At 39.5% G+C, this 26584-nt stretch carries 21 protein-coding genes and 1 pseudogene; 14 read left to right on the forward strand and 8 right to left on the reverse strand.

The features are described from left to right. Window positions 1–106: 106 nt before the first annotated feature. The 5 genes from BANVL01_RS23340 to BANVL01_RS23360 all read right to left on the reverse strand — a co-directional run bounded on the left by BANVL01_RS23340 (window position 107) and on the right by BANVL01_RS23360 (window position 7051). Window positions 107–1009: an alpha/beta hydrolase gene (locus BANVL01_RS23340; protein ID WP_066092803.1), complete on the reverse strand. Its 903-nt coding sequence runs from the start codon at window positions 1007–1009 to the stop codon at window positions 107–109. 103 nt (window positions 1010–1112) lie between these two features. Further along, entirely contained in the window at window positions 1113–2465 is a 1353-nt protein-coding gene (locus BANVL01_RS23345; RefSeq protein ID WP_066092800.1) for an MFS transporter, read from the reverse strand. Between the two features lie 137 nt (window positions 2466–2602). Then, window positions 2603–3421, reverse strand: coding sequence for an alpha/beta hydrolase family protein (locus tag BANVL01_RS23350; RefSeq protein ID WP_066092797.1), 819 nt, complete (start codon window positions 3419–3421; stop codon window positions 2603–2605). 86 nt (window positions 3422–3507) lie between these two features. Further along, window positions 3508–4932 (reverse strand): purine-cytosine permease family protein, encoded by a 1425-nt coding sequence (locus BANVL01_RS23355; protein WP_066148109.1) that lies wholly within the window; start codon window positions 4930–4932, stop codon window positions 3508–3510. A 205-nt stretch (window positions 4933–5137) separates the two neighbouring features. Continuing rightward, a complete protein-coding gene (locus BANVL01_RS23360; RefSeq protein ID WP_066092794.1) occupies window positions 5138–7051 on the reverse strand; it encodes a XylR N-terminal domain-containing protein in 1914 nt (637 codons plus the stop codon). A 218-nt stretch (window positions 7052–7269) separates the two neighbouring features. On the opposite strand from BANVL01_RS23360, the gene BANVL01_RS23365 reads away from it, so the two are divergent. The 13 genes from BANVL01_RS23365 (at window position 7270) to BANVL01_RS23425 (ending at window position 22347) form a co-directional block, all read left to right on the forward strand. After that, entirely contained in the window at window positions 7270–8448 is a 1179-nt protein-coding gene (locus tag BANVL01_RS23365) for a thiolase C-terminal domain-containing protein (protein ID WP_066092791.1), read from the forward strand. Window positions 8449–8482: 34 nt separating this feature from the next. After that, window positions 8483–8923 (forward strand): Zn-ribbon domain-containing OB-fold protein, encoded by a 441-nt coding sequence (locus BANVL01_RS23370; protein WP_169803211.1) that lies wholly within the window; start codon window positions 8483–8485, stop codon window positions 8921–8923. Window positions 8924–8929: 6 nt separating this feature from the next. Then, a complete protein-coding gene (locus BANVL01_RS23375; RefSeq protein ID WP_066092789.1) occupies window positions 8930–10258 on the forward strand; it encodes a CaiB/BaiF CoA transferase family protein in 1329 nt (442 codons plus the stop codon). Between the two features lie 15 nt (window positions 10259–10273). Continuing rightward, the gene (locus tag BANVL01_RS23380) at window positions 10274–11503 is read left to right on the forward strand and encodes a CaiB/BaiF CoA transferase family protein (RefSeq protein ID WP_066092786.1); all 1230 of its coding nucleotides are present in this window, start codon (window positions 10274–10276) and stop codon (window positions 11501–11503) included. A 29-nt stretch (window positions 11504–11532) separates the two neighbouring features. After that, window positions 11533–12267 carry an SDR family NAD(P)-dependent oxidoreductase gene (locus tag BANVL01_RS23385; RefSeq protein WP_268874968.1) on the forward strand — a complete coding sequence of 245 codons (735 nt, stop codon included), beginning with the start codon at window positions 11533–11535 and terminating at the stop codon, window positions 12265–12267. 22 nt (window positions 12268–12289) lie between these two features. Further along, entirely contained in the window at window positions 12290–12652 is a 363-nt protein-coding gene (locus BANVL01_RS23390) for a hypothetical protein (protein WP_066092779.1), read from the forward strand. Between the two features lie 299 nt (window positions 12653–12951). Beyond that, window positions 12952–14052 (forward strand): NAD/NADP octopine/nopaline dehydrogenase family protein, encoded by a 1101-nt coding sequence (locus tag BANVL01_RS23395; protein WP_066092776.1) that lies wholly within the window; start codon window positions 12952–12954, stop codon window positions 14050–14052. After that, a complete protein-coding gene (locus BANVL01_RS23400) occupies window positions 14039–15049 on the forward strand; it encodes a 3-hydroxybutyryl-CoA dehydrogenase (RefSeq protein WP_066092772.1) in 1011 nt (336 codons plus the stop codon). Before BANVL01_RS23395 ends, BANVL01_RS23400 begins: the two co-directional genes overlap by 14 nt. A gap of 104 nt (window positions 15050–15153) precedes the next feature. Further along, the gene (locus tag BANVL01_RS23405) at window positions 15154–16509 is read left to right on the forward strand and encodes an MFS transporter (RefSeq protein ID WP_169803212.1); all 1356 of its coding nucleotides are present in this window, start codon (window positions 15154–15156) and stop codon (window positions 16507–16509) included. A gap of 293 nt (window positions 16510–16802) precedes the next feature. Then, complete coding sequence (locus BANVL01_RS23410; protein ID WP_235845730.1) at window positions 16803–18155, forward strand: MFS transporter; 1353 nt, start codon at window positions 16803–16805, stop codon at window positions 18153–18155. Window positions 18156–18355: 200 nt separating this feature from the next. After that, window positions 18356–19852 (forward strand): aldehyde dehydrogenase family protein, encoded by a 1497-nt coding sequence (locus BANVL01_RS23415; RefSeq protein ID WP_066092766.1) that lies wholly within the window; start codon window positions 18356–18358, stop codon window positions 19850–19852. Window positions 19853–19942: 90 nt separating this feature from the next. After that, on the forward strand, window positions 19943–21064 hold the full coding sequence (locus tag BANVL01_RS23420; RefSeq protein WP_066092763.1) for an LLM class flavin-dependent oxidoreductase: 1122 nt from the start codon (window positions 19943–19945) through the stop codon (window positions 21062–21064). A 155-nt stretch (window positions 21065–21219) separates the two neighbouring features. Continuing rightward, on the forward strand, window positions 21220–22347 hold the full coding sequence (locus BANVL01_RS23425) for an acyl-CoA dehydrogenase family protein (protein WP_066092760.1): 1128 nt from the start codon (window positions 21220–21222) through the stop codon (window positions 22345–22347). Window positions 22348–22574: 227 nt separating this feature from the next. Here the strand turns inward: BANVL01_RS23425 and BANVL01_RS23430 are convergent, their stop codons facing one another. The 3 genes and pseudogenes from BANVL01_RS23430 to BANVL01_RS23440 all read right to left on the reverse strand — a co-directional run bounded on the left by BANVL01_RS23430 (window position 22575) and on the right by BANVL01_RS23440 (window position 25668). Beyond that, entirely contained in the window at window positions 22575–23102 is a 528-nt protein-coding gene (locus BANVL01_RS23430; protein WP_066092757.1) for an FAD synthetase family protein, read from the reverse strand. 47 nt (window positions 23103–23149) lie between these two features. Then, a pseudogene (locus tag BANVL01_RS23435) lies at window positions 23150–24652 on the reverse strand (4-hydroxyphenylacetate 3-hydroxylase family protein). A 227-nt stretch (window positions 24653–24879) separates the two neighbouring features. Continuing rightward, a complete protein-coding gene (locus BANVL01_RS23440) occupies window positions 24880–25668 on the reverse strand; it encodes an IclR family transcriptional regulator (protein ID WP_066092754.1) in 789 nt (262 codons plus the stop codon). Window positions 25669–25947: 279 nt separating this feature from the next. Here BANVL01_RS23440 and BANVL01_RS23445 point away from each other — a divergent pair, with 279 nt between their 5' ends. After that, complete coding sequence (locus BANVL01_RS23445) at window positions 25948–26550, forward strand: Crp/Fnr family transcriptional regulator (protein WP_066148116.1); 603 nt, start codon at window positions 25948–25950, stop codon at window positions 26548–26550. Window positions 26551–26584: the final 34 nt, after the last annotated feature.

The raw sequence follows: 26584 nt of genomic DNA on the forward strand, positions 1-26584 counted from the left end.
TAATTAATATTATACCAAAGGTATTAGAATATTAAAATTATTTTGGAGTTAACATACTTAACCTTGAGTGTGTGAAGGTTCATTTGAAAATATTTTCAAACAAATACTACTTTGCGTTTACCTTTGTATTTTGCAGGTTTATTAACTTTTGAATCTGCTGTTTTGAAAGAATACCAATCACAGAGGAATCTACGCTATCCTTTAAAAATTGTATTACTTTTGGCGCAACATCTTTGTTTGGGAAATCCTTAAGTGCTCCACCTTCTAAGCCTGGTGTAAGGTTAAACCAAAAATGGCCCTGACCTGGATACACTAGGGTTTTTACATTCAAACCTGATTCCTGCATTTGTTTAGTTAAGTTCTCAGAATGAGAAGGTGATGCTACGATATCTGAATCTCCCCAGATCAGGAAAAAGTCTGTATCAAAAGTAGGGCTTGATATCACATCTTCTATATAGTGATAGGTAGAGGCTTCTTTATATACATTTGAGGCTTCTTTAATAGGTTTACCGATAAATTTTTGAAACATTTGTGCCTCTCGGCTAGAGCCAGGATGTGTTAAATCATATACTCCATAAACACCCACACAAGCCTGAATTTTGTAGCTAGAACGTGCTTGTGATTGGAAGGAGAAAATACTACCGATATGGGCACCAGCAGAATCCCCAATAACAGCCATTTTTAGAGGATCTATATTAAATTCGCTGCATTTGCCCACCAACCAGTTAGCTGCTTGATGGATATCATCTATTACGCTGGGCCAAGTGGAATATTTTGAAGTAGCTAAGCGATAATTGACTGCCATTGCTACAAACCCAGACTGTGCCAAATAAGGACCCCATTCTGCATACATTTCCTTTGAGCCCGATTGAAAGGCACCACCGTGAATTAGTAATACAACAGGCAGGTTTTCGCCTTTGATGGGCATGTAAATATCCGCTGTTAATTTTTCCTGCTCCGTTTCTCCATAAACTACATTCCTTTGTACTCTTATTTGAGTATCAACCATTTTCCATCTTCCTTTCTATGTTATTTCTTGAATGAAGGAAAGGGAATCCAAGCTGTGGATTGGTATAATGGCTGTGAGATTCCCTTTATTAAATATACTTAATTTACTTAGTTTGCTCGGATAATTGTCCGGCTCCTTTTACCCAAGACGTATTTCCTGATTCTTTTTTGGTAGAGACAAATATTAATGCAATTGCAATAATGGCACCTGGGATACCAAATGCGATAAAGTTAAATTGCGAAGGGACTGCTAGAGATAATAAAACTCCTCCCAATGTCGGACCAACTATTCCACCAATTCTTCCTACACCGTTTGCGAACCCAAGAGCTGTTGAACGCATGTGATAAGGATAGTATTGTGATGTAAATGCATTTAATAGATTTTGAGCCCCGGTAGTACAGATACCTGCTATCGCACTAAAAAGGTAAAGAAGCGGGATATTAGTTGTAAAACCAAGTAAAGATATAGCGATTGCGCCTGCTACATAAATAATAATGAGTTGTTTTTTTGCACCATTTTTATCGGCAAGTAATCCGAAAACGACTGTTCCAAGAATCGCACTTCCATTAAGTACGATTAAAAAGGCAAGACCTGTTTGCAAACTAGGAACGGATTCCTTAATTAAAGACGGAAGCCATGTATTTAATCCAAATATCATTAGTAGACCCATAAAATAGATAATCCAAAGCATTATTGTACTTAGAGCTAAATTATTTTTGAATAAATCTGGTAATGACACCTTTGGTTGTACTAATATTTCAGATTTTTCGGCAATAATACGTTTACGATCTATACCAGGTACAATTCTTTCCAATAAGCTTTCAAGCTTATCTTTCTTTCTTTTTGTAACTAAGAGATTTAAAGAATCAGGTACATATTTATAAATTAAAGGAATTAGCAATAAAGGTACCAGTGCAACCCAAAGCAATGGACGCCATCCAAAAGAAGGTATAAGAAAGATTCCCAGGGTAGGAGCTAACATTCCGCCCATTTGCATACCTGTCATTGTAAATGCAATCAAAGTGGTTCTTCTAGCTTTAGGTAGATATTCACTTACAAGTGCTAGCACATTAGGCATTGCCCCTCCAATACCTAATCCAGCTATCAGCCGGAACCAAGCGAACTGTGTTGTATTAGTTGAAAGACCTATCAAAAATGTAAAAACACTAAACAATGCAACAGAAACTATAAGAATATTTACTCTCCCGAATTTATCAGCTAGTGACCCCAAAATAATAGAACCTATTAGCATTCCTAGTAATCCATAGCTACCAAGTATTCCGGCCTCGACAGGAGTAAGAGACCATTCTCTTATGATTTGTGGTACAACACTTCCGAATACCACTAAATCGTACCCCTCAAATACAACGATAAGTGTAGATATTACTAGAATAGCCAAATGGTACCGATTAAATTTACTGCCGTCAATAACGTTACGCACATAGTTTGAAACCATAATAAATCTCCCTTCATCAACCCAATTATATTTTTCCCATTTACAAACACTTTCATTTCAGATGTATTCGTATTGTCATGATGAAAAAGGATAAATATGCAATGAATCACGGCTATTTCAAATTTGGCGGTGATAAATTAATTTAGTAATTTTAAAGTTGCATTTAATACTTTCTGCCATTCAGTTGTTCCCGGATTCACAATTTTAAAATGCTCTGCACTTGAAATTAAATGAACTGTAACGTCGTCACCTGCTGCCTTAGCCGCTTTTTCAAATTCTTCTGTAATACCAACAGGTACATTTATGTCGAGTGAACCGTGTATTAGTGTCATTGGTATGCCGGTAGGTAAGAGGGTGATGGGAGAGCCTTCTGTATAACGACTTTGAAAATCACTTGGATCGCCGCCAATTAAATCTCTTGTTGGATTCTCATTCTTTCCAGAAGCTAATTCCCTTAGTTGATGGACCTCGTACATTAGCTTTAGGTCACAAACACCAGCTAAGCTAATAGCTCCTTTTAAGCCCAAAGGCTTATCGTTTCTTCTTAAAATACTTGTTTGAGGGAGTCGATGTCGTCCAGCAAGCCATAAGGCAAGATGTCCCCCAGCCGAATGTCCAATCGTTACAACACGGTTTAAATCAATTGGATAGGATTCATTAATAGTTTGTAAAAAATCAGTCGCCTGCGATGCATCTAGAAATGTTCCTGGCCATCCGCCACCTTCTTGTCCAACTCGGCGATATTCGATGTTCCAGGTTGCTATGCCTTGAGCGGTTAAGGCTTCAGAAAATTGATCCATTTGATCCAGCTTGAGCTTTTCTCTCCAAAAACCTCCATGAATAACAATGGCGACAGGAAAAGGGCCAATACCCTCAGGTACTCTCAAGTCACCAAATTGGTCTCCATGTTCCCCATATGCGATTCTATAGAAACTTCCTGCGATAGAATGCTTCATAATCGAATCCCCTTTTTTAATAAAATTTCATTTTCAATCTTAAAAACGATGACTGAAATCCTGGATTTCAGTCACCGTTTGGTTGATTACCCTTGCAGTTTGGTATCAGTATGTGGAACCAAGGTTGATTTTTGTTTAAATACGTACATTCTCAATACAGGATAAATAATCAGACTTAAAATAGTCGAAGCAACAAAAGGTATTGGAAAAATCTTTGCGGTACTGAGATAGAGAGCAGTACTGGAAGATAAAATAAGTGTAAGGATTCCGGCTAGATTGACCGACTCTATTTTAATGAGATTCGACTCTGAAGACATTTTCCTTTTTACGAAATAATAATCAACGATCACAATCGTTGCCATACAGGTCGTTAATACTCCAAGGGCATCCAGCCAGCTCTCCACGAGACCAAGGATGTCACCGTAAATCATGATCAGCGCCACAAAATTAGTCAAAACCACAAAAATGGCGCGGTTACCCTTCCATCCAATAGCCGAAAAAAGGTTGGTGAGTGCTAAAGAACCACTGTACGTATTGAGTACCTGCGCTTTTCCATTCGCTAAAAACATTAATATAAACCCGACTACCCCTCCGAGTATGATAAAGAAGGATGCCATATCATTAAAGGCAATTGCCCGAGCTTGATCTGCTGTCATGCCGTTATTGGCCACATAGTATTGGATGACGTGTTCAATCCCTACATAGGCAACGATACCTCCTGCAAGCAGCATCACAATATTTTGCATCAAATTTCCGAATATATTAATCATTAATACATCTTTTTTGGTTCGGGCATAGCGGCTGGTATCGGCGTTCACCAATGTCATGGCTCCTGTAGCACCTATCAAAATATTGACAGCGCCAATAAATTCAAATACTCCTGTTGAAGAGCTGAATTGGGAACCAAATGAAAGGATTTCGCCTACTGAGTTACCGTTAAGCACTGTAGCATCAATGATTATATATACTAAAACACCTAAAAAACCAATTATGGCTACCGAAGCTATACGGTAAACAAGTTTTATGCCGAAAAGAGATAGCAATACCCAGCATACTGTAAAGAGACCATAAATAAGGATTGCATTGAAGATTGATGGTTCAAGGCCAAAGAAGAATAGAACACCATGATATAATAAGGCATTTTCCAAAGCCAGCATTCCTAGTATCATAAAACAAAACACTAATGACGAAACTACAGAACCTTTCACTCCAAAACCATACTTCCGAGTAAGAACAGTGCTGGATAAACCTTCTTTTCGCGCAATATTGCCTAGCAACGTTCCGAAAGTAGTTCCAATAATAAGGCAAATAATACCAGCGAGAAGTCCATAGCCTAGACCAGCAGTAAAAGTTGTCAATGCACCAAATAGCATAATAAGCAAGGTGGAGCAAATACCCATCGCATTATTTGATAGTTGAACCCAAGATTTCCTCTCATTTTCTGGAACTTGTTCCAATGCATGGTCGTCCATTTTTGTTTTTAAATTGTGACCTGGTTCTTGAATCCCCACAGCTTAATTCCTCCCTTTATTTGTATAATCTAGTAAAATTGCCTGCACTCAAATTTTTAATACGCCTTTAGTAATTTGAAAAATTAGACAATTACTGATTTTAATTTTATTGAACTTCCTCCTATTTCTACGTTAATTAGTTAACATTTCCTTTATAAATTAAATGTAAAAAAACCCCTTTCCTTGGGGGTTTTTAAAAAAGTGATCAAATGCTCGTTAATTTACCAATTGAAAGGTAAATATCCAATGCTAATTGAACTTCACGGCGTGTACTAGAATTCGTCATATCAATGTTAAACCGTTCGGTAATGCTGGAAAGGCGATAGCGCATCCCACCGATTGATAAACTCATTTGACGTGCAGTCTTATGAAGATTACATTCATTATTTATATAAAAATATAAGGTTTTTAATAGTTCAGTGGATTTTCGGATATCATATTCTAGAATAGGGCCTAATATTCCTTCTGCATATGCTTCTAATTCTTCTGGTTTTCTAGCGTCCAATAAAATTGAAAGATAACCCAAATTTGAAAATAAAACAACCTGTTCTTTTTGATCATTTATTCGAGCGATATCTAGTGCTTTTTCAGCTTGTTTAAAACCCTGATGAAAGCTAACAATGCCACTGCATAAGTTGCTGATTCCAATAGCAATCTGTGAATTGGGAATCTTCTGTTTGACTGCTTTTAAAATTGTTTGTCCATATTTTGACACACCTATGCCACGGAATTTAATAAGTTCCTCAGGAATAAGGGCATAAACCTGTCCAAATTGGTTAGACACTAACATCTTTTGTTCTGTATGAGAGGAGTGTGTTCTAAGAATATTTCCAATTTGTTCTTTTTGAAGGGCAAATGATTCATCTTTACAAGGACTTTGCAAGCGAAAAATAAAGACATAATGGGGTTCATTAAGATTATAACCCAAATATGATAATCGTTTCGCAACAGTTGAATCTTGGTTTGGTTGAAGTAATATTTCATTAAGCAATTCTTCTTTCATTCGGTGCTTGGTTTCGGTAACTGTTTTTTCATTAAGTATTTGAAGTGCACAAATATTGGCAGTTCTTTCAATAAACGGTGATTCATGGGCCTTAAATTCGTGAGAGTCAGAAATAATGGAGATATAGCCGAATTTATTTTTTTGGGCAACAATTGGAGTAATCATCAAATAGGATGGAAATCCTAAATTTTCTATAGAGTTAAGGGTTATAGTTGCTCTGTCATTTAGCATTCTATCCATCTTTTTTCGGTCAAGTAAATGCAGTTTGGAGATATTATTTATCATTTCTTTTAAAGAATAATTGCGTATTTGTCCATATTCAGCTAAGGGTTCGAAATATTGATTGGAAATGACTACACCGCATGCTAGACTTTTTCCTAATATCTGAGCTATTTCATTAAGCCCTTTTCCTTGGAGAACGATTTGTGTAAGTTGGTTATTTAAAGTATTGATTCGCTCAAGAATTTTACTTTGGTTCTCAATTCTTTTGTAAGCTAGGTCTAATTCATTCCCGATATCCTCCTGTGCATAGTCAACCACATTCCAAGGAATATCATCTCCCCACAATTCAAGGGTTTTCCCCACATACCGGCAATGAGCATCCCCCTTACCAATACATTCTACTTCTTTAAAAAAAACTTTTTTGCCTAAAGAAGTACCACAATACCCACTCGCATAACCTTGTAAGAAGTTGCAGATAGACTCATTATGAATTGGAAAGTGCTGGAGATATTGATTTGCTTCATAAGAATTATACCAATATCCTTGTACATCAAATTCTCCCGTTTCTGTATTTATTATATTTTTTGAAGGGCGAGATGATGATCTTCCAGAAAGATTATGCATGGTCACACCGGCTAATATCCATTCTTTTTTATTTTCCCATTCAAACATATCCCGCAGCATCAAGGCTTCGTGCTTCCCACATTGATAACCATAACGAAATAAAAAGCGCTTTGCACGGTCGATTCCTAAAGCTGTAATTAAATCTTTGAGCAAAGCTCCCCAAGCATCAGCACTGGAAATAAACAGTTTTTTAGATTGAAGAAAGTTCCCCTCTTTCGTACTAACATCCATTAAATCCTTTAAGGTTATGCTTTTAGCTTTAACAGCCATAATGAACCTCCTTGGAACGTATTTTCTACTATAATACCAGAATTATCAGAAGATTAAGTATAAAAACTATGCAAATAGTACAAAAGTATTTCAAATTACCAACCTATTGTGCTGTAGAATCGGAAAAATAGGGATGGTAAAGTGATATCACAAGTTGAATTTAGAAAAGTCTAAATTATCCCAAAATACACAGAGGGCAAATAATAGGAGGGAAAAAATTGGAACGCTCACTAAGTGATAGGGCATGCATTATTGGTGTGGGGGAAACAGAATTTGTAAGAGGAACTGATAAATCGTTAGCACAGCTTTGTATTGAGGCTTCCTTAAATGCTTGTAAGGATGCGGGGATTGATTCCTCAGAAATTGACGGAGTTATATCTCCTTGGAAGTTTAATATTCGGCACGAAGAGTTTGTTCATGGGTTAGGGATGAAGGAACTAAAATATAGCGGTCGTTTTGAAATGGGAGGGGCCAGTTATATTGCAGCTATTCAAAGTGCTGCGATGGCTGTTGCTTTAGGGGTTGCCGAGTTTGTTCTTGTATCCACCGGTCAAAGGGGCTATTCAGGTCCAAGGATTGGGGCAGGTGATACCAGTGTATTAGATTTAAACAATGAATTTATGCCAAACATTGAATATCGTGATAACTTGGAATACCCTTATGGCGTGAGTGTACCATTGCACTATTATTCGCTTCATGCGAATAGATGGTATCACGAATTTAATCCCGATCCAACGGGGATGCAGATTGTCGCTATGACTTGCAGGGAACATGCACAATTAAACGACAAAGCCTATATGAAAGGGCGTCCGATGACAGAAAAGGACTACCAAAACTCTCCACTGCTTGTACATCCATTTCGTCTTTTTGACTGTTCGCTAGAAACGGATGGAGCTGGAGCGGTCATTGTCACTTCGCAAAAAAATGCGCATCGTTTTAAAAAGCCCATCTATATTGGAGGCATCGCGGAAGGACATCCTACCTACCCGGATGATATAGTGACTAGGCCTGACATATTTGATATGGGAATTACTCATGCTGCGCCACGTGCATTCGATATGGCAGGTGTAAGGCATGATGATATTGATTTCGCAGAAGTATACGATTGTTTTACTTTTATGGTGCTAAGACAGCTTGAAGAAATGGGCTTTTGTGGACGCGGGGAAGCGCCTGAATTTGTAAAAGGCGGCCGGATCAGTCTTAGCGGGCAAATGCCAATTAATACACATGGCGGGCTGCTTTCACAAGCACACATTTGTGGAATAAACCATATCGTCGAAGCTGTACATCAATTAAGAGGGGAAGCAGGCAAGGCACAGGTTAAGGATGCAAAAATTGGGCTCGTTACCGGTTACGGAGATCTTAGTGATGGTTCCATTGCCATTTTACACAATTAATCTATGGATAAATTCAGGAAAGGAAGTTTTTCATATGGAAGCAACAGAGGATTTGTATCGGCCATTACCCACTCGTGAAAGTGATAGAGATTGGGATTTATTTTCTCCGTTTTGGGAAGCAACTCGGAACGGAAAATTAGTTGTTCAAGAATGTACCGTAACAAAAAAGAAAGTTTGGCCACCAAGATTTCTTTCCCCTTATTCTCCTGGAGCTGAACTTATCTGGGTCCCAATTGAGGGAAAAGGGGAGATATATACCTATAACGTCGTTTACAGAGGATTTTCTCCATACTTTCAAACCCAAGTCCCATTTGCAATGGTCGTTGTGGAGTTAGAAGGCGGCGTTAGAATGTTAGGCAATGCAGTTGGGGTAGATCCTTCCGTTGTTCATTGTGGGATGGAAATGGAAGTATCGTTTGAAAAGGTGAATGACGATATCACTTTGGTAAATTGGAAGCCTTCAGAAAGGAGTTAAATTTACATGACTAACCAAGCAGAAGCTCTAAAAGGAATTCGTGTATTAGATTTTACCTGGAGTGTTTCAGGCTCTACTACGGCAAGAATTTTAGCCGCATTTGGTGCAGAAGTGATTAAAGTGGAATGGCCCAAAACCCCAGATGCGATGAGATTCTCAATGTACGCTAAAGATGATGAGCCGGGACTAAATAATGGGGCCTTCTTTAATAATTTAAATGCAGGGAAGAAAAGCTTTACGGTTAATGTTAAATCAGAACGAGGTATGGAAATTATCCACGAATTATTAAAAAAGTCAGATGTTGTTTTAGAGAATTTTAGCGCAGGTGTTTTCAAAAAATGGGGTCTGGATTATAAAACGCTGGAAGAAATCTCACCAGGAATTATTTATATGAGTATATCCGGTTTGGGACACACCGGCCGGCATAAAATTTACGGAACATGGGGTCCGACAGCTGCGGGGTTAAACGGAATGACGTTTATTTCGGGGATGCCGAAAACTCATCCTGCAGGCTGGGGCTACTCCATTATGGATGTTATAGCAGGCTATACAGGGGCATTTAGTGTTATGACTGCTCTTTTTCATAAAAAAAGAACAGGAAAAGGTCAATATATTGATATTTCACAAGTGGAGACAGGTTTACCATTGGCTGGGGCAAATTTATTAGATTTTACTGTGAATAAAAGATCATCAAAAAGACCCGGGTTCCCGCCTGGTAATCGCTCGGTCACATCCAAAGACCATCGCGAAAATAATTATCGTGGTAAAGTTGGCTGTCCGCATAACAGTTACCGCTGCGCTGGCGGCGGAGACAATGACTGGTGTACGATAGCCATATTTTCGGACAAAGAATGGAGCACCTTTAAACATGCAATCGGAAATCCAGAATGGTCGATGGAGGAAAAATACGATACTTTTGAGGGCCGGGTAAGCCATCAGGACGAACTTGATCGGAATATTGAGGCTTATACGATGGAAAGAAATAAATTCGAGGTAATGGAGCTGCTTCAGAACCATGGTATTTCATGCGGGGCTGTCCAAATGAATGAAGACTTAATGGAAAATGACCCTCAATTAAAGGTGCGAGGCCTATTCGAAAGACTTAAACATCCATTACTTGGTGAACGAAATCTTATCGGACTTCCAATTAAAATGTCAGAAACACAGCCCTATTTGCATAAAACTGCACCTCTAATGGGAGAAGACAATGACTATGTATTAAGTGAAGTGCTTGGTTATAGCAAGGAAGAGATAAAAGTTTTGGATGAACAAGGTGTTTTATGGCCAAACGATATGCCGAAGGATGAATTTAAAGTTGTCCGGCCATTATGGTAAGGAGGATGATGTTTTATGCAAAAAGCATTGGAAGGAATAAGAGTGCTGGAAGTTGGGGATCAATTAACCCAGTTTGCAGGAAAAATGCTGGCAGACATGGGAGCCGAAGTTGTCAAGGTGGAATCCCCAAATGGAGTGGAAGCTAGGCATATTGGTCCTTTTTATAGGGATGAACCAGATGTTAACAACAGCCTATATTTTTGGCATTACAACACGTCAAAAAAATCAATAACCCTTGAATTAGGTATGGAATCAGATAGAGAAAAGTTTACTGGATTATTAGCTCAATTTGACGTGGTGCTAGAAGATTTTACTCCTGGTATTTTAAAAGAATGGAGCCTTGATTATGATACGTTATCAAGTGATTATCCGGAATTAATTATGTGCTCGATTACACCGTTCGGTCAAACGGGGCCGTGGAGTCAGTATAAAATGTCTGATCTTACTCAGTTAGCAATCGGTGGAGTAATGGCCGTTAATGGTTATGATGATGTAGAAGATGCACCGCCAATTGCTCCGACAGGGGGTCAGGCAGCGAACATAGCAGGATATTTTGCGGCAATTGGAATTGTAAGCGCATTATTTTACAGGGAAATGGGACAAAGAAAGGGACAACATATAGATATTGCCGTTCATGAATGTGTAGCAGGGTCAACTGAATATTCCCTTCCATATTGGGAATATCAGAAAACTCATGTAAAAAGACATACAGTCCGCCATGCTTTACCAAATAAATCAAGCAGATGGATTTTTAAATGTAAAGATGACCGCTATATCCTTTGCTTAAATACTTATCTCGATGAAAAGCGCTGGAGGGAATTGGTCAATTGGCTTGCTTCCAAAGGGATGGAAGGAGAATTAACTGATGAAAGGTATGTTGACGATTATTTCCGTGCAACCAATATGGACAATGTATGCGATGTATTAGAGAAATTCTGCTTAGAACATGAGTCAGAATATATCTTCCATTATGCACAAAGTATTAATTTACCATGGGCTCCGGTCCGGGCACCTGAAGAAATGCTTCAAGATCCACATTTGAGTGAAGATCGTAAGGCCTTCGTTGAAGTTGAACATTCGGAACTAAATCAATCATTTATCTATCCAGGAGCTCCTTATATTTTTAATAATACACCATGGGAAATATCTTCAAGGCCACCATTATTGGGTGAACATAATGATGAATTTGAAAGTTATTATTTAAAAGATAAGGCTTTAATGAAAACTAGCGAAAAAATAAAATAGTTTCAAAGTTAGAGAGGTGTATTACCATCATTACCAATCAAACCGCTATTGTCACAGGTGCAGGTCAAGGGCTGGGGCTGGCTATCGCTAATGAGCTTTTATCTACAGGTAAAAGAGTAGCCTTTGTAGATGTGGATCAAAATTTGCTTGATTCTATAAGGGAGAAACAAGGAAATGACCATTCGTTGTTTATCCAAGCTGACGTTTCTAGAATTGGTGATATTAAAAGCTGTATTAATACTGTGATCGAAGCATGGGGAAGAGTTGATATTTTAGTCAATAACGCAGGTGTTAGAAGGGAAACAGTTATTGAGGAAATAACAGAGGAGGAATGGAACCAAATTATATCGGTAAATCTTGGCGGAACCTTCTTCTTCTCACAGTCTGTCTTGGAGATTATGAAGCAGCAAGGAAAGGGACGTATTATCAATATATCTTCCTTAGCCGGTCAAAACGGTCCTCTGACATCCGGTGCCCATTATTGTGCATCAAAGGCTGGCCAAATAGCACTTACTAAGGTATTTGCACGTTCAGTAGCAGATAAAGGTATCACAGTGAATGCCATTGCACCTGCTGCCATTGAAACGCCTGAGTTATATAAAGCGGATCTATCAAAGTTAGAAAATATGAAAAAAGGTATTCCTGTTCAACGATTCGGGTTGTCAGAAGAAGTCGCAAAATTGACTGCTTTTCTCGTTTCAGAGGATTCTGGATATATTACGGGGGCAACCTACGATATTAATGGCGGATTATTAATGCGTTAATAAAGAAAGGGGAATAAACAATATGAAAGAAATTAAACATGGAGCACCACAAATTCCATCACCACTTCGGGTTTTTATTACATTTGAATCAACGGGATGGTTCGACACATCCAAAGAGCAAAAAGAAAAGGAAATATTACCACAGCTTAATAAGATCCTTGAAGAGTGGAAAGAGAATGGATCCGAATTACTAGGAACGTTTGACCGGGATATATTTACCGCAGGACATGCCGGTCCGAATCATTGGCACGCCTGTTTTCTTTATAACATCCCAGACTTGCAAACCGTTACAAATATGACCCATTCCATTCGAGAAGCTGGTTTAGATCGTTATATCCGCTTAGAAGCATCAATCGGCCGACCGTTTTTCCTTTTGGAAAAATAGTAATTTATTCTTCTGTAAAAAGATGAAGAAATTAAATAGAAAGAGTATTACCAACGTTTCATTACCTTAAACGATGTCTGTCACTTGAAGAGGAAATAATCATTTTAAGCCTATTAGTTTAAAAAATAAACTGGTAGAGGACAAGATATTGTTTTTCCCAAGTAGAACTATTTATGTGACTTCGTTGTTAAAGGGACAAACTGATAAAAAGTATTTGAAAGAATTATATGATCAAAGTACTGAACGAGGTTAGATGAGCGGATTGAACTATTTTCAATAAGAATCCAGGGGGAGTTTAAATGGAAATTGCGGTAATTGGCGGAGGTAATGGAGCCTATGCAGCTGCGGCAGATTTAGCAGAACAGGGACATCAAGTTAGGATGTGGAGAAGAAACAAAAAGGCCTTTCAAGAGGTAATTGAAAAACAATCAATCAATGTGAAGGGCAATAAAGGTACAAGAACGGTTTTATTAAAGTTAGCAAGTACTGATTTAAGGGAAGTGGTTCAAGGGGCAAAATTAATTGTTATTCCTTTACCCGCATTTTCCCAGCGGTCGTTAGCTAAACAATTAGCGCATGTTCTTGAAGATAGTCAAGTGATATTTTTACCCCCTGGAACGTTTGGCAGCTATTTAATGTCGAAAGAAATCGCGGAAGAAGGCTGTAAAGCTAAAGTAGCTTTTGCAGAAACGGGAACATTACCTTATTTAGCAAGAAAATGCGACGAAAAAACCGTTTCAATTTCTGCTCGGGCTACGCGGCTGCCAACTGGTGTTTTTCCAAGTGAACAATCCGAGCAGGTGTTTTCGGTATTAAGAGAAGCATTTCCATCAATTGAACCTATTCAAGATGCTCTGGACGGAGCATTAATGAATGCAGGTCCAATTATTCATCCTCCGCTGATATTAATGAACGCTGGTCCGATTGAACATTTTGAAAAATGGGATATCCACAATGAAGGAACACAAGCTTCTATTAGAAATGTTCATAAAGCACTGGATGCAGAAAGGATAAAAATCCGTGAAGCGTTAGAATATTGCGAACCCCATTTTCCTCTCGATCATCATTATAATTTTGAGGGAGAAGAATGGATGTATGCTAATGAGGCTCATGAAAAGCTTGTGGATGGCGGGGATTGGTATGAACCGATAGTGTTAAAAACACACCGCTACATGAGAGAGGATGTTGCTTGCGGGCTGGCCTTTCTTGTTTCAATCGGAGAATGGTTAGGTGTTCCCGTGCCTACTGCAAAAGGGTTGCTTTCCATTGGTTCCGCCGTAGTCGGAGAAGACTTGCGTCAAACAGGAAGAACGATGGAGAATCTCGGGCTTGCTTCCAATACAAAGGAAGAGTTAAAAGAACTATTGAAGAAAGGGTTCTGTCATTATGAAGTCATCTGAAAAATCAATTGTTATAGCCGGTGCGGGTCGAATGGGAAGAGGTATTGCTTTGACATTTGCATACCATGGCCATCAGGTAAAACTAATTGATATAAAAAAACGAAATAATGAGGAATTTCAACGATTAAAGTCAACGGCCTTAGCTGAAATAAAGAGCCAATTAGAGATTCTAGCTTTAGCACACGTTTTCCCAAACGAAATGATTAATCCCATTATAGATAGAATAAATGTTTGTCATATTGATGAACAATCTGACATATGGCGTGAAGCAGAAATAATCTTTGAAGCCGTTCCCGAAATATTAACAGTAAAAAAAGATGTTTATTTTCGAATTTGTTCATCTTTGCAGGAAGACACACTGATTGCTTCGACGACTTCTACCTTTTCCGTAAATGAACTAGCGGGTTTTGTTACCCATAAGGAGAGATTTTTGAATACGCATTGGCTCAATCCAGCATATTTGATTCCGCTTGTTGAAGTAAGCCCAGGTAATGATACAAGCGATTATTCATTTGAAAAAATGTTTCAACTACTTGAAAGCGTTGGAAAAGTGCCCGTTAAGTGTGCTCCTACCCCTGGATTTATCGTTCCAAGAATTCAAACTCTTGCGATGAATGAAGCATCCCGGCTCGTTGAAGAAGGTGTAGCCACTATTGAAGATATTGATAAAGCTTCCCGTGTTGGATTTGGACTACGGTTCGCAGTTTTAGGGCTTTTGGAGTTTATTGATTGGGGAGGGGCAGATACTCTTTTCTACGCTAGCCATTATTTAAAAAAATCATTAAAGTCCGATCGTTTTGCACCGCCAGAAATTGTTGAAGAGAGTATGAAAAGCGGAAATATCGGATTAAAAGTAAAAAAAGGCTTTTACGATTTTGATGGAAGAAATTTAGACCAATATCAAACTGAAACTCTTCAAAAATTTATTGGTTTATTACATCATTTAGGGTATATCACAGCACCTAAAGAAAGTACCATTACCATTCCGAATGACTGATTGTAAAATGAAAGCGTTTAATAAAGCATGTAGATAAATGGTTCGTAAAGTTTAAAAAAGGTGAAAAATACTTTTTTGGCAAAACACTTGGAGGTGTAATGAATTTGACGAATGAAACCTTATATGTAGAAAATGGAATATCACGAAAGAAAATGGCTAGAAGGGCTCTTGTAGGATCAACTTTCGGCACCATCATCGAATTTTATGACTTTTTTTTGTACGCCACTGCCTCCGCTGTTGTTTTTCCAAAGCTATTTTTCCCTAATTCCGATCCATTTATAGCCACAATGTTATCCTTTGCTACTTTAGCAACTGGATTCCTCGCACGTCCTATAGGGGCTGCTATATTCGGGCATTTTGGTGATCGTATAGGGAGAAAAAAAGCATTAATTTATACGTTATGGCTCATGGGGATAAGTAGTACTGTTATGGGATTGTTACCTTCTTTCAGTACGGTTGGAATTTGGGCTCCCATAATGTTGATTATACTGCGAATACTTCAGGGAATTGGTGTAGGGGGTGAATGGGCTGGATCAATTTTACTTTCAATGGAATGGGGAGACCGTAAGAAAAAAGGGTTTGCAGCTAGTGTACCAAATGCTGGTGTAGGAGCAGGTATGTTATTATCATCAGCTACTGTGGGTTTATGCATTAGCTTAACGGGAGATACCTTTTATGTTTGGGGATGGAGAATTCCATTTATATGTAGTTTGCTTCTTTTAATAGTCGGAGTTATGATCCGCACAAAAATTTCGGAAACGCCCGAATTTAAACGTGTAACCGATGGAGATCAAATCGCAAAAGCACCAATTCTAGAAGTTTTCAAACTGTATCCGAAGCAGGTTTTATATGTAGGAATGGTGAAGTTTTCTCAACATGTTCCTAATGCGATTTTTGCTACTTTTATGATTACCTATGTGACTAATAATTTTCATATTGGTTCAGGCTATATGGTTAATGTAATAGCTATCGGAAGCATGCAATCGATGTTTACTATTTCTTTATTTGGTTATCTTTCTGATAAGGTTGGAATTAAACGAATGTATATTGTGGGTATTATTGCAGCCTTGATTTGGGCATTTCCTTATATAGGGTTAATTAATACAGGGAAACCAATATTAATTTTACTTGCTACTATCATTATATTCTTTTTACACGATATCCAAGCGGGTTCTCAACCAGCATTAGTAGCTCAAGCTTTTCCGGCGCGATTGCGTTATAGCGGAGTTTCATTAGGTTACCAATTAGGAGCGGTATTTTCAGGAGGGATAGCTCCGATGGTTTGTGCTTATCTTATTCATACAACTGGAACCCTATACTCTGTTGCGGTTTATATAGTACTTTCTTTAGTTATTGGCTTTGTAGGTACTATTTTACTGAAAAATTATTCAGGTACTGAATCTTCAACTATTGAAAAAGAGAATATATTGGAACCAATGGGTTCTAATGTAAACGCCTAATATTAAAAAGGAATTTTGTTTATTAGAACTCTTTTTATTAAGAAAATAGACGGGGTTTTTAATTGAATAGCCCCGTCTATAAGGGTCGAAACTCGAATTAGAATATCTGCATCGCACTTATCGCTTGGTTTATAAAGGAAAAGTCCAATATGTTAATAGGTTAGCATATTGTCGTCCCCTCGATTTATTATAATGACCTATATATAGGGTGGGATAAATATTCAGGAAATTTTGAATCGTTGTCAACGGATACCAAGTTTATTTTAAAATATGAACACGGAGGTGTAAGGAATTTGTCTTACGAAACGTTACAGGATAATAGTGGAAAGCTTCAAAAGGAAATGTCTAGAAAGGCTCTACTAGGATCTACAGTTGGAACGATTATTGAATGGTATGACTTTTTTTTGTACGCTACTGCCTCTGCATTAATTTTTCCAAAGCTATTTTTTCCAACCACTGATCCGTATATGGCGACAATATTATCCTTTGCTACTCTAGCAACTGGATTCCTTGCACGTCCTTTAGGGGCAGCCATTTTTGGCCATTTTGGTGATCGTATTGGGAGAAAAAATGCTTTAGTCATTACATTATGGATAATTGGTATAAGCAGTACTTTAATAGGATTATTACCTACTTATAATACCGTAGCTATTTGGGCTCCAATTATGTTGATTACTCTACGAATACTTCAGGGGATTGGTGTAGGAGGGGAATGGGCTGGAGCGATTTTATTGTCGATGGAATGGGGTAACCGAAAGAAAAAAGGGTTTTCTGCAAGTATTCCAAATGCGGGAGTAGGTGCAGGAATGTTATTATCTTCCGGTGCAGTGGGATTATGCATATCTTTAACCGGAGATAGTTTTTATGTTTGGGGATGGAGAATTCCATTTTTAATTAGTTTTATTCTTTTAATAGCCGGAGTAATTATTCGAAAAAGGATTACAGAAACACCCTCATTTCAACGTGTCACCGAGGGTAACCAAGTGGCTAAAACACCAATTCTTGAAGTACTAAAGCATTACCCAAAACAAATTTTATTTGTGGGAATGGCAAAGTTCTCTGAGCATATTCCTAATTCAGTATTCTCTATTTTTATGATTTCTTATGTTACAGGCAGTTTTTCTATTAGTCCAAGCTATATGGTTAATTTAAACACCTTTACAAGCTTTTTAATGTGTTTCACTATCCCGTTTTTCGGATATCTTTCTGATAAAGTAGGAATTAAGCGCTTGTATATGACAGGTATTATTGCAAATCTCATTTGGGTATTTCCTTACATTGCGTTCATTAATACAAAGGCCCCCATCATCATTGCTATAGCTACTATTATCTTTGTCTTTACACACAATGTCCAAGCAGGTGCACAACCAGCATTGGTAGCCCAGGCCTTCCCAGCACGGCTGCGTTATAGTGGAGCTGCATTAGGCACACAAGTGGCTTCTGTATTTGCTGGAGGCATAGCCCCGATGGTTTGTGCTTATCTTATCCATTCCACAGGCACTTTGTACTCTATTGGAGTATATGTAGCAGTAGCCGCAATTATTGGCTCCATAGGAACTGCTTTTCTAAAAAATCTTTCAAGCAATTCGGTAACAAATACAAAAGAGGATCATCTTGGATCACTAAATACTAATGTAAACAGTTAATAGGAGGCAATGCCCTCTTTTTTTCCTAGGGTTTCGAAAGGAAAACGAAAAATATGTTAATTTGTTAGCATATTTGAAATTTTACGAATGTTTATAATGTATTTAAACTTAATAATGATAGACAATCTTGGTGAAAAAAGACACGAAGCTAAGGTATGGCAGATGGAAAAAAATGATATTAATTTGGAGGAGATGTAGGTATGGAAACAACGATTCAAATTAAACCAAGTGAAATCAAATTTGATGAAAAGTATGGTCCATTTATTAATGGAGAAATCGTAGAACCTGCTAATGGGTATATTGATGCTGTGAACGCGGCGACTGGAGAAGTTCTTGCTCAAATTGGCCGCGGTGGCAAAGAGGATATTGATCGCGCTGTAAAAGCGGCAAGAGCCGCATTTCCAAGCTGGGCGAACACAACGATTGAGCACCGGTCAGCACTGCTTAGCAAAATTGCTGATGTAATCGAGGAAAATCAAGATCGTTTAAAATTGATTGAATGTATGGATACAGGCAGGGCGCTCCATGAATTCGATTTGGATTATCAACTTGTCATTTCGCAATTCCGTTATTTCGCAGCCGCCATTATCACTTATTATGAAGGCGCTTCCCGTCCCGTTCAAAATGGATACTTACTCACAAAGAAAGAACCACTTGGAGTCTGTGGGCAAATAATTCCGTGGAACGTGCCTATGATTATGACAGCGGCAAAAGTGGCTCCGGCTTTGGCTGCTGGTAACACTGTGGTATTAAAGCCTGCGGAAGATGCCTGTTTGTCGGTGATGGAATTTGCCAAACTGTTAGCAGATATCCTTCCGAAAGGTGTTGTGAATGTAGTTCCTGGTATTGGGGGAGAAGCGGGTCAAGCTCTGATCGATCATCCAGATACCGATAAACTTACCTTCACGGGTAGTGTTGGTGTAGGCCGTTTAGTTGGTAGAGCAGCAGGTGATAAAATCGTTCCAGTTACACTTGAGCTCGGAGGCAAGTCGGCACACATCGTCTTCCCTGATGTAGATATTGATCCTGCAGTAGAAAATGCGACTCTAGGGTATACCTTCTTTAATGGAGAAAGCTGCGTTCTAGGTTCTAGGCTTTTCATTCATGATGACATTTATGATGAATTTATTGAAAAATTAATTGAAAGAGCAAAAGAAATTAAAATTGGTCCTCCGACAGATCGTTCGACACGTTTAGCATCCCTTATCAATGAAAAACAGGGGAAACGAGTCTTAGACTATTTTGAAATTGCTAAAAATGAAGGGGCAAAAATTCTTTATGGTGGAAATCGTGTGACTGTTCCTGGTTATGAGCATGGCTATTTCATTGAGCCAACGATTATTGAAGCAGATCACAAAATGAGAATCGCACAAGAAGAGATCTTTGGGCCAGCGGTTACGGTAACACGCTGGAAGGATGTCGATGAAGTGATTAAAATGGCAAACGATGTAGAATATGGCCTTGCCGCCGGAATCATGACGAAAGACCTTGAAAGAGCATTAGACACTGCCAACAAGCTTGAAGCAGGAAGTGTTTGGATCAATCAATACTTTAACTTCCAGACAGGTGCACCGTTTGGCGGCTACAAAAATAGCGGAGTCGGGAGAGAGCATAATAAAGAGGCATTAGATGCATATAGCCAGTCCAAGACTATTACAGCTGGATTCCAACTTCCACAGCCGGGCCTTTACAAATAATAATTGACAAACTATAACACTAGTTATTTCGAATAATAGTGTGACCGCTATCACTTGTCTTCATAGTTTAGGAAGTGAGGATGTTAATAGATGAATGTAGATAAAATCTTATCTGAAAGGGACTTTCAATTAGGAATCTTCTCTGCAAATTGCTCTGGGGGATTTGCAGCCACTAAAATTCCTGAAAGATGGTCTGCTTCCTGGGATGACAATGTTCGCTTAGCTACATTGGCTGACGAGGTGGGAATTGATTTTTTACTACCCATCACTCGTTGGATTGGGTACGGGGGAGAAACAAATTTTCACGGAAGTGTATTAGAACCCATTGCATGGGCTAGCGGCCTTCTTGCTCTTACAAAACGGATTCAAATATTTTCGACAGTGAATACGTCCTATACACATCCAGTGGTTGTTGCGAAACAAATGGCTACCGCCGATCAAATTGGACATGGACGTGCAGGACTTAATATTGTTGCGGGATGGAACCAGCCGGAATATGAGGTTTTTGGTATTGATCTACCTGCTGATCATAATGAAAGGTATGCCCTTGCCCAAGAATGGTGGGACGTCATCCAAAAGATTTGGAGTTCAGAAGAACGTTTTGACTATAATGGGAAGTATTTCAACTTAGAGCATGTCGAAGGAGACCCTAAACCATATCGAGGTACAATCCCAATTTTGAATGCTGGTTCATCAGGTCAGGGAAGGGATTTTGCCACAAGGAATTCTAACTTTGTTTTGACAAGTGTTATGGGTTCGGAAGATGGGGCTAAAATAGTTAAAACATTGAAGACGAATGCGAAAGAAAAGTTTAATCGAAATGTAGGCATCTTTACTACGAGTCATGTCGTATGCAGGCCGACTAAAGAAGAAGCAACCGATTTTCTTCATTATTATGCTGTGGAAAATGCCGATTGGGGTGCAGTTGATAACTTAATGAATCTTCAAAAACTGCATGCTAAATCATTTTCCGAAGAAATGCTGCAGACTTTCAGATCTCGCTTTGCATCAGGGCATGGAAGTATTCCGCTTATTGGTACTCCGGATGATGTGGCTAATGAAATCCGCCGTTTCTATGAGGCTGGATTCTCTGGAATGACCATTGCTTTTGTTGATTATGCAGGTGAATTAGAATATTTTGCCCAAGAGGTGCTTCCAAGACTGGAAAGAATGGGTGTACGTGCACCGCGTTTAGAAACACAAGAGGTTTAAACAGAGTAAGAGATTAATACTATATAAAGCCGATTTTCTAGCGACGCTTGTTAGTTAGGAAAATCGGCTTTTAATTCAGAGGGAATAGATTTGAGCAGAATATAGAAAAGGGTGATCTTAATAAAAATGAAAACAAATATAGGGAGGAAAGAATTATGAGTGTTGAAATGCAAAATCAGAACCTACTCAACCGTGTGTTGGCTGAAATCCGCGCTCGACGAGGAGAATTTGAAGTGAAGCGGCACGTGCCTCGGGACATGGTAGAACAACTAAAGCAACTGGGTGTCTATCGTGCCCATGTGCCGCGTTGCTTTGGCGGTGATGCCAGCTCACCATCGGAGTTTCTTAAGCTGATCGAGGCCATCTCCGAGGCTGACGGCTCCACGGGATGGGTAGCGAGCTTCGGCTCTGCTGCTCTCTACCTAGCAGCCCTGCCACGCGATACACTCGCACGTATTTACGCAAATGGACCGGACGTGGCCTTCGCAGGCGGCCTGTATCCGATCCAGCCCGCAGAGAGGGTCGAGGGTGGCTGGCGTGTGAACGGTCTTTGGAAATTCGCAAGCGGCTGCATGGGGGCAGACATTATTGGCGTCGGTATTGGCACCGGGGAAGGCGGAAAGCCGATCACCGCTGTGCTCATGTCCGAGGACGTGGAAATCGTCGAGAACTGGGAAGTAATCGGGATGCGCGGAACGGGTAGCCATGACACGCGAGTGAAAGATGCCTTCGTCTCTGACGAATGGACCTTTGTCCGTGGCGGTGTGCCATCTGTTGAAGAGCCGATCTACCAGTATCCATCTATCGCTTATGCCGCACAGGTATTGGCAGTGGTCAATCTTGGTATAGCCCGTGCTGCGCTTGATGAGGTTACTCAGATGGCAGGTGGCCGTTCTAGCATAACCGGTGCACCGAAGATGGCCGATCGCGCTTACCTGCGAATCTCCGTTGCAAAGGCAGAAGCATCACTAAGATCGGCGCGCGCTTTCTTCTATGAGGCTACTGATTCCGCTTGGGAATCGATCCTAAGGGGTGACGGTGTCTCAGTTGACCAAACAAGCATGCTGCGTCTGGCAGCCACTCAAGTTGCCCGCGAAGGCGCACGTGCCGTTCAGTCAGCCTACCTGCTTTCCGGCACCGCGGCGATTTACGACGGGCACCCGATGCAGCGCTATCTGCGCGACGCGATGGTCGTAACTCAGCACGCATTCCTCAGCGAAGGCATGTACGACGGAGCCGGCTCTGTATTCCTTGGCGTGCCGCCGATGCCCGGTTACATTTGACCCTTCTAATCAATACCAGAGCCCCTATGAACAATCTACCCAGAGAGCCCAAGTTAACTATCAAGTCCCGCCTCCATGAAGGTGGGACTATTTGTCGCTTGCATTTAAAAGATCGAAAAACGGCATTTAGAAAATCTACAAAGAATAAATGACTGGATTTGGAGTAAAAAAAAATCCCCTGCCTAATTAATAGTTAGGTGGGGATTTTTTTAATGTCTGAAGCATGTTTAGGTCCATCCTAGGAGCGGAACCGCCTGTTCTTGTTTGCCTTGGATCAGTAGTTCTCTAATTCTCGTGGAAGAGATTCTTTTCCCTTCTGTGCAACAAATTGGATTGATCAATTGGACCGGGAAATGTTCTTTTAATAATGAAACATCCCCGGAGCGCCGATTTCCGAATCGAAAATCATCGCCAACAATCACTTTGTTGGGTTTCATTTGCGATAACTCTTTAATAAAATCAGCTGCCGTCCGCTGAAGGTATTTCTCATTAAACTCTGCAAGAACGATATGAGAGACACCTAAACTTTTTATGAGCTGGATCTTTTTTTCCGGTTTTGTCAGTACTTGTGCCCCTTGGAAGTATGCTCTAGGAGGTGGATTAAATGTATAGACAACACTTGGTACCCCGGCTGATTGACTTGTCCTTACCATTTCGCGAAGAACAGCTTGGTGGCCGCGGTGTACACCATCGAAGGCACCGATTGCCACTACTGACCCTGATAATGTAAGACTATCCGTTTGATGTACTTTCACCTAATCCACCTCCTACATAAGAGCTGCTTTTGATTTTGTAAGAATGATTAACAATCTAGCTGTTTACCATTCCCTTTTATTTCCTCTGACATAAGTAGTGATTCTTCCAAGGCATGTTCCACACGCGGATAAGAAGGATGGCTTTTCTTATGGACATTGTAGAACATCGCCATTTTTCGGACTGGATCACCTGAATAATAACGTTCATATTGTAGTAGTCTCTGACCAAATGCCTCACCGCATAAGTCCCAAGCTAACTTGAACAAACGAATTCGTTTTTCCGATGAGACACCTGTACGCCCAACATAATACTTTTCCATGTCTGCAGCTGTTTCGAGGTTCACGAAGTCTGCTCCGGTAGGTGACATCAAAAGTCCACCAGCACCGATTGTCTGTAAGATTTCAATGGCCCTTGGGTACATTTTTGGCAGCAATCCCCTTATGGTTTCGAGTGGAACAAGATTTGGTAGTGCTTCTCCTAGGTCTGTAATACTATACTCATACTCAGCAATCCGTGCAAGTGCTCTGATTGACTCTACACCCTGAATTAATTCGGATAATTGATTTTGCACATTTAGGAAACCATCCACACCAATAGCGTCTGCTATGGAACATGTCACGTCTGTTACAAAAGAGAGCTTAGCTAATCCTCTTACAGCTGATTGATGGGATGGCTGAAGGTTGATGCCTGTTTTAGGATAAAGTAAATTTCCTGCTTCTACATTCTGGTTAATAAAAACCCGCTCCCACGGCACGAGTACATCATGAAACACTAGAACTGCATCCATTTCTTCAAATCTTGATGCTAACGGATGATCCCATGTAGACCGAGTTCCATCTTGTGTCTCTTCGCGGCAGTAAATACGCAAGCCAGGAGTATCCAATGGAAGGGCAAATGAAATGGCATGCTTCTCATCTCCCGGTGCAAAGCCTGGATAGGAGTATATAATCACCTCATCCGTAATTGGCGCAAGCGTAGCTAACATTTTGGCACCGCGGACAATCAAGCCATCTGCAGTTTCTCTTACTACACCTAGATGTGTATATTCATCACCTTGTTCATGGGCAGCCTTGCTCCGGTCATTTTGTGGATTCATGATGGCGTGGGTAAGAAATAAATCATTATCTCGGATATATCTGTAATAGTTAATGATATTATCTCCCCAGCGTTCTCCATACTCCCTGAAAAACCAGTCGTTTGTTGCCATAGATGTGACAACAACATTTAAGAAATCCGGCGTTCTGCCCATTAAACCAAAAGTGGATTCTGCTCATGCCTCAAATAGCTGCCTGCGTGCCTGAAGATCTTCTCCATCTCTTGGAATTAGAAATCCATTATTCACCCGTTCACCAGTCTCTTCGCAAATATGGGTGATTTTACTTTGATACTGAGGAACATGCTGCATATCATACAATCTAGCAATCTCCTTGATTGGCTGTTTAAACACTGGATGGTTGACCAAGTCAGTTACCCTCTCACCACGGAGCCATACCTCCCGCTTTTGTGATTGCAATGCCTTCAAATATTGTTCCCCGGTTCTGATACCCATTCTATATTCCCTCCTATTTTTAATTAATATTTCCTTGTACTATCAATATACTTATAACGCCAAGGTACTTCGATAAGGGGATTCCAGATGATGAAATCCTTCATAAAATTTTAAAAAAAATTCAAATAATGCTGTAAAAAAGGGAGATTCTAGTCTATGAGTAATAAAAAAGTATCCGCATAGACATAAAATGTCTTCTAAGGATACTTTTTATCAAGTACAATCTCTCAAAGGGGATTCAGTTTTTTTGAATATTTCGTAGTCGCACTTTTCACCTCAATATACCCAAGCTCACGAGATATGGATTTGGCTGTGTTCACAACACATTGAATGATATAGCTGCGATGGAGTCCCTTCATATAGCTTATCGGTCCGACAAGGTTAACCGATGCAATTGTTTCTCCTGAATAGGATTGGATCGGAGCGGCTACCGCATATGTACATGTATCATTTTCATTATTGCTTATAGAATATCCCTGTTTGCGGACAGATTCCAAATCTTGTTTCAGCTCTTTGATGTCAGTAATGGTATTTGGGCCTTGGCGTACTAATCCTTTTTCTAATGTTTTGTGAAGGTAAGATTCATTGTACGCCAGCAGGGCTTTGCCTGCGCTCGTACAATAAGCAGGCTTTCTTGACCCCAGATAGGTGGGAACGGCATCTAAGTCTTTTGAAGAGATTCTAAGAACATTAACCACATCACCCTGATCAAACATTGCAATATGCGCTGTTCCCTTGAATCTTTCTGTTAATTCCTTAACCAAAGGAATGGCTTTATTATAAAAATCCTGTTGAAACATCACGTTATTATTCCACTCAATAACCTTCCAGCCTAATCGATACTTTCTGTCAACATCCCTTATTAAAACTCCTTCATCGCAAAGAGTTGAGATCAGATGATGAGTAGTACTTGTGCTCAATCCCAGTCTTTCTGCAATTTCAGCATTTCCCAGTACAGGATCGTCCTGTGTAAAGCAATTTAAAATTTGGCATGCCCGCCTAACAGAAGCAATCATACGAGTCCACTCCCCTCCTACTTATTTCTATTCCTATTGAAATGAATGCTTGAACGCAATAAATACTTTTTTTCTTCAAGCAAATAATTTGGAAAAGTCAAAATATTTAATATAATTATAATTGTAAAACAGAACAGCAAGCGACTGCAAATTTAAGATAATGAAATTTCTGAATACTCTTTAAAAAAATTTTTACTATTTCACCATGTTAAACTTTAGAGTTTAAATTTGCAGCATACCATTTTAAACTTAAAACAGAAAATGAAGGTGGGAGAGAGTGTGCGATATGGATGGGAGCCTTATCTAAAATATGGTCATAAAAAAGTATTAGCGAAAGATGAAACGTTATATTCGCAAGGGGAAAAGGCTTCTGGATTTTACTACTTGGCAGAAGGAAAAATGAATATCTTACTGCTTTCTGAAGAAGGGAAAGTTCGAATTATTGACTATTCATTGGATGGTTTCCTAATAGGAGAGCAGGGCATTTTAGGACAACCTTACTCTACTACAGCCATATGTGATTCCACTAGCTGCCTGTTCCATTTTTCCATTGATGCCTTTAGAAGTATTTGTAAAAGTCATCCAGAAGCGAAACGGATTTTTATGAATTCTCTAAGCAGCAAGATCAGATTGCTTGCAGAAACCGTTACCATGATCAACGAACCATACGAAAAACAGATGGCCCATTTTCTAGTGCAGCTCCACGCAAAATATAATAATTTCACCGTTCCTATTACGCAAATTTCCTTAGCCCAATATATTGGAACTTCCCGTATTACCGTTTATAAAATTATGCAAAAGTGGTCTGAGAAAAAACTTATCTCACTGGGAAATCAAAAAATTGAAATTTTAAATCTCAATGGATTGAAAGCGCTTTTGTGAAATTTGGATAGTTCAAGATAATGCACTATTTTTA

Origin of the sequence: Neobacillus novalis NBRC 102450 (assembly GCF_001591805.1) — a bacterium.
In the GTDB taxonomy this organism is placed as follows: domain Bacteria; phylum Bacillota; class Bacilli; order Bacillales; family Cytobacillaceae; genus Neobacillus; species Neobacillus novalis.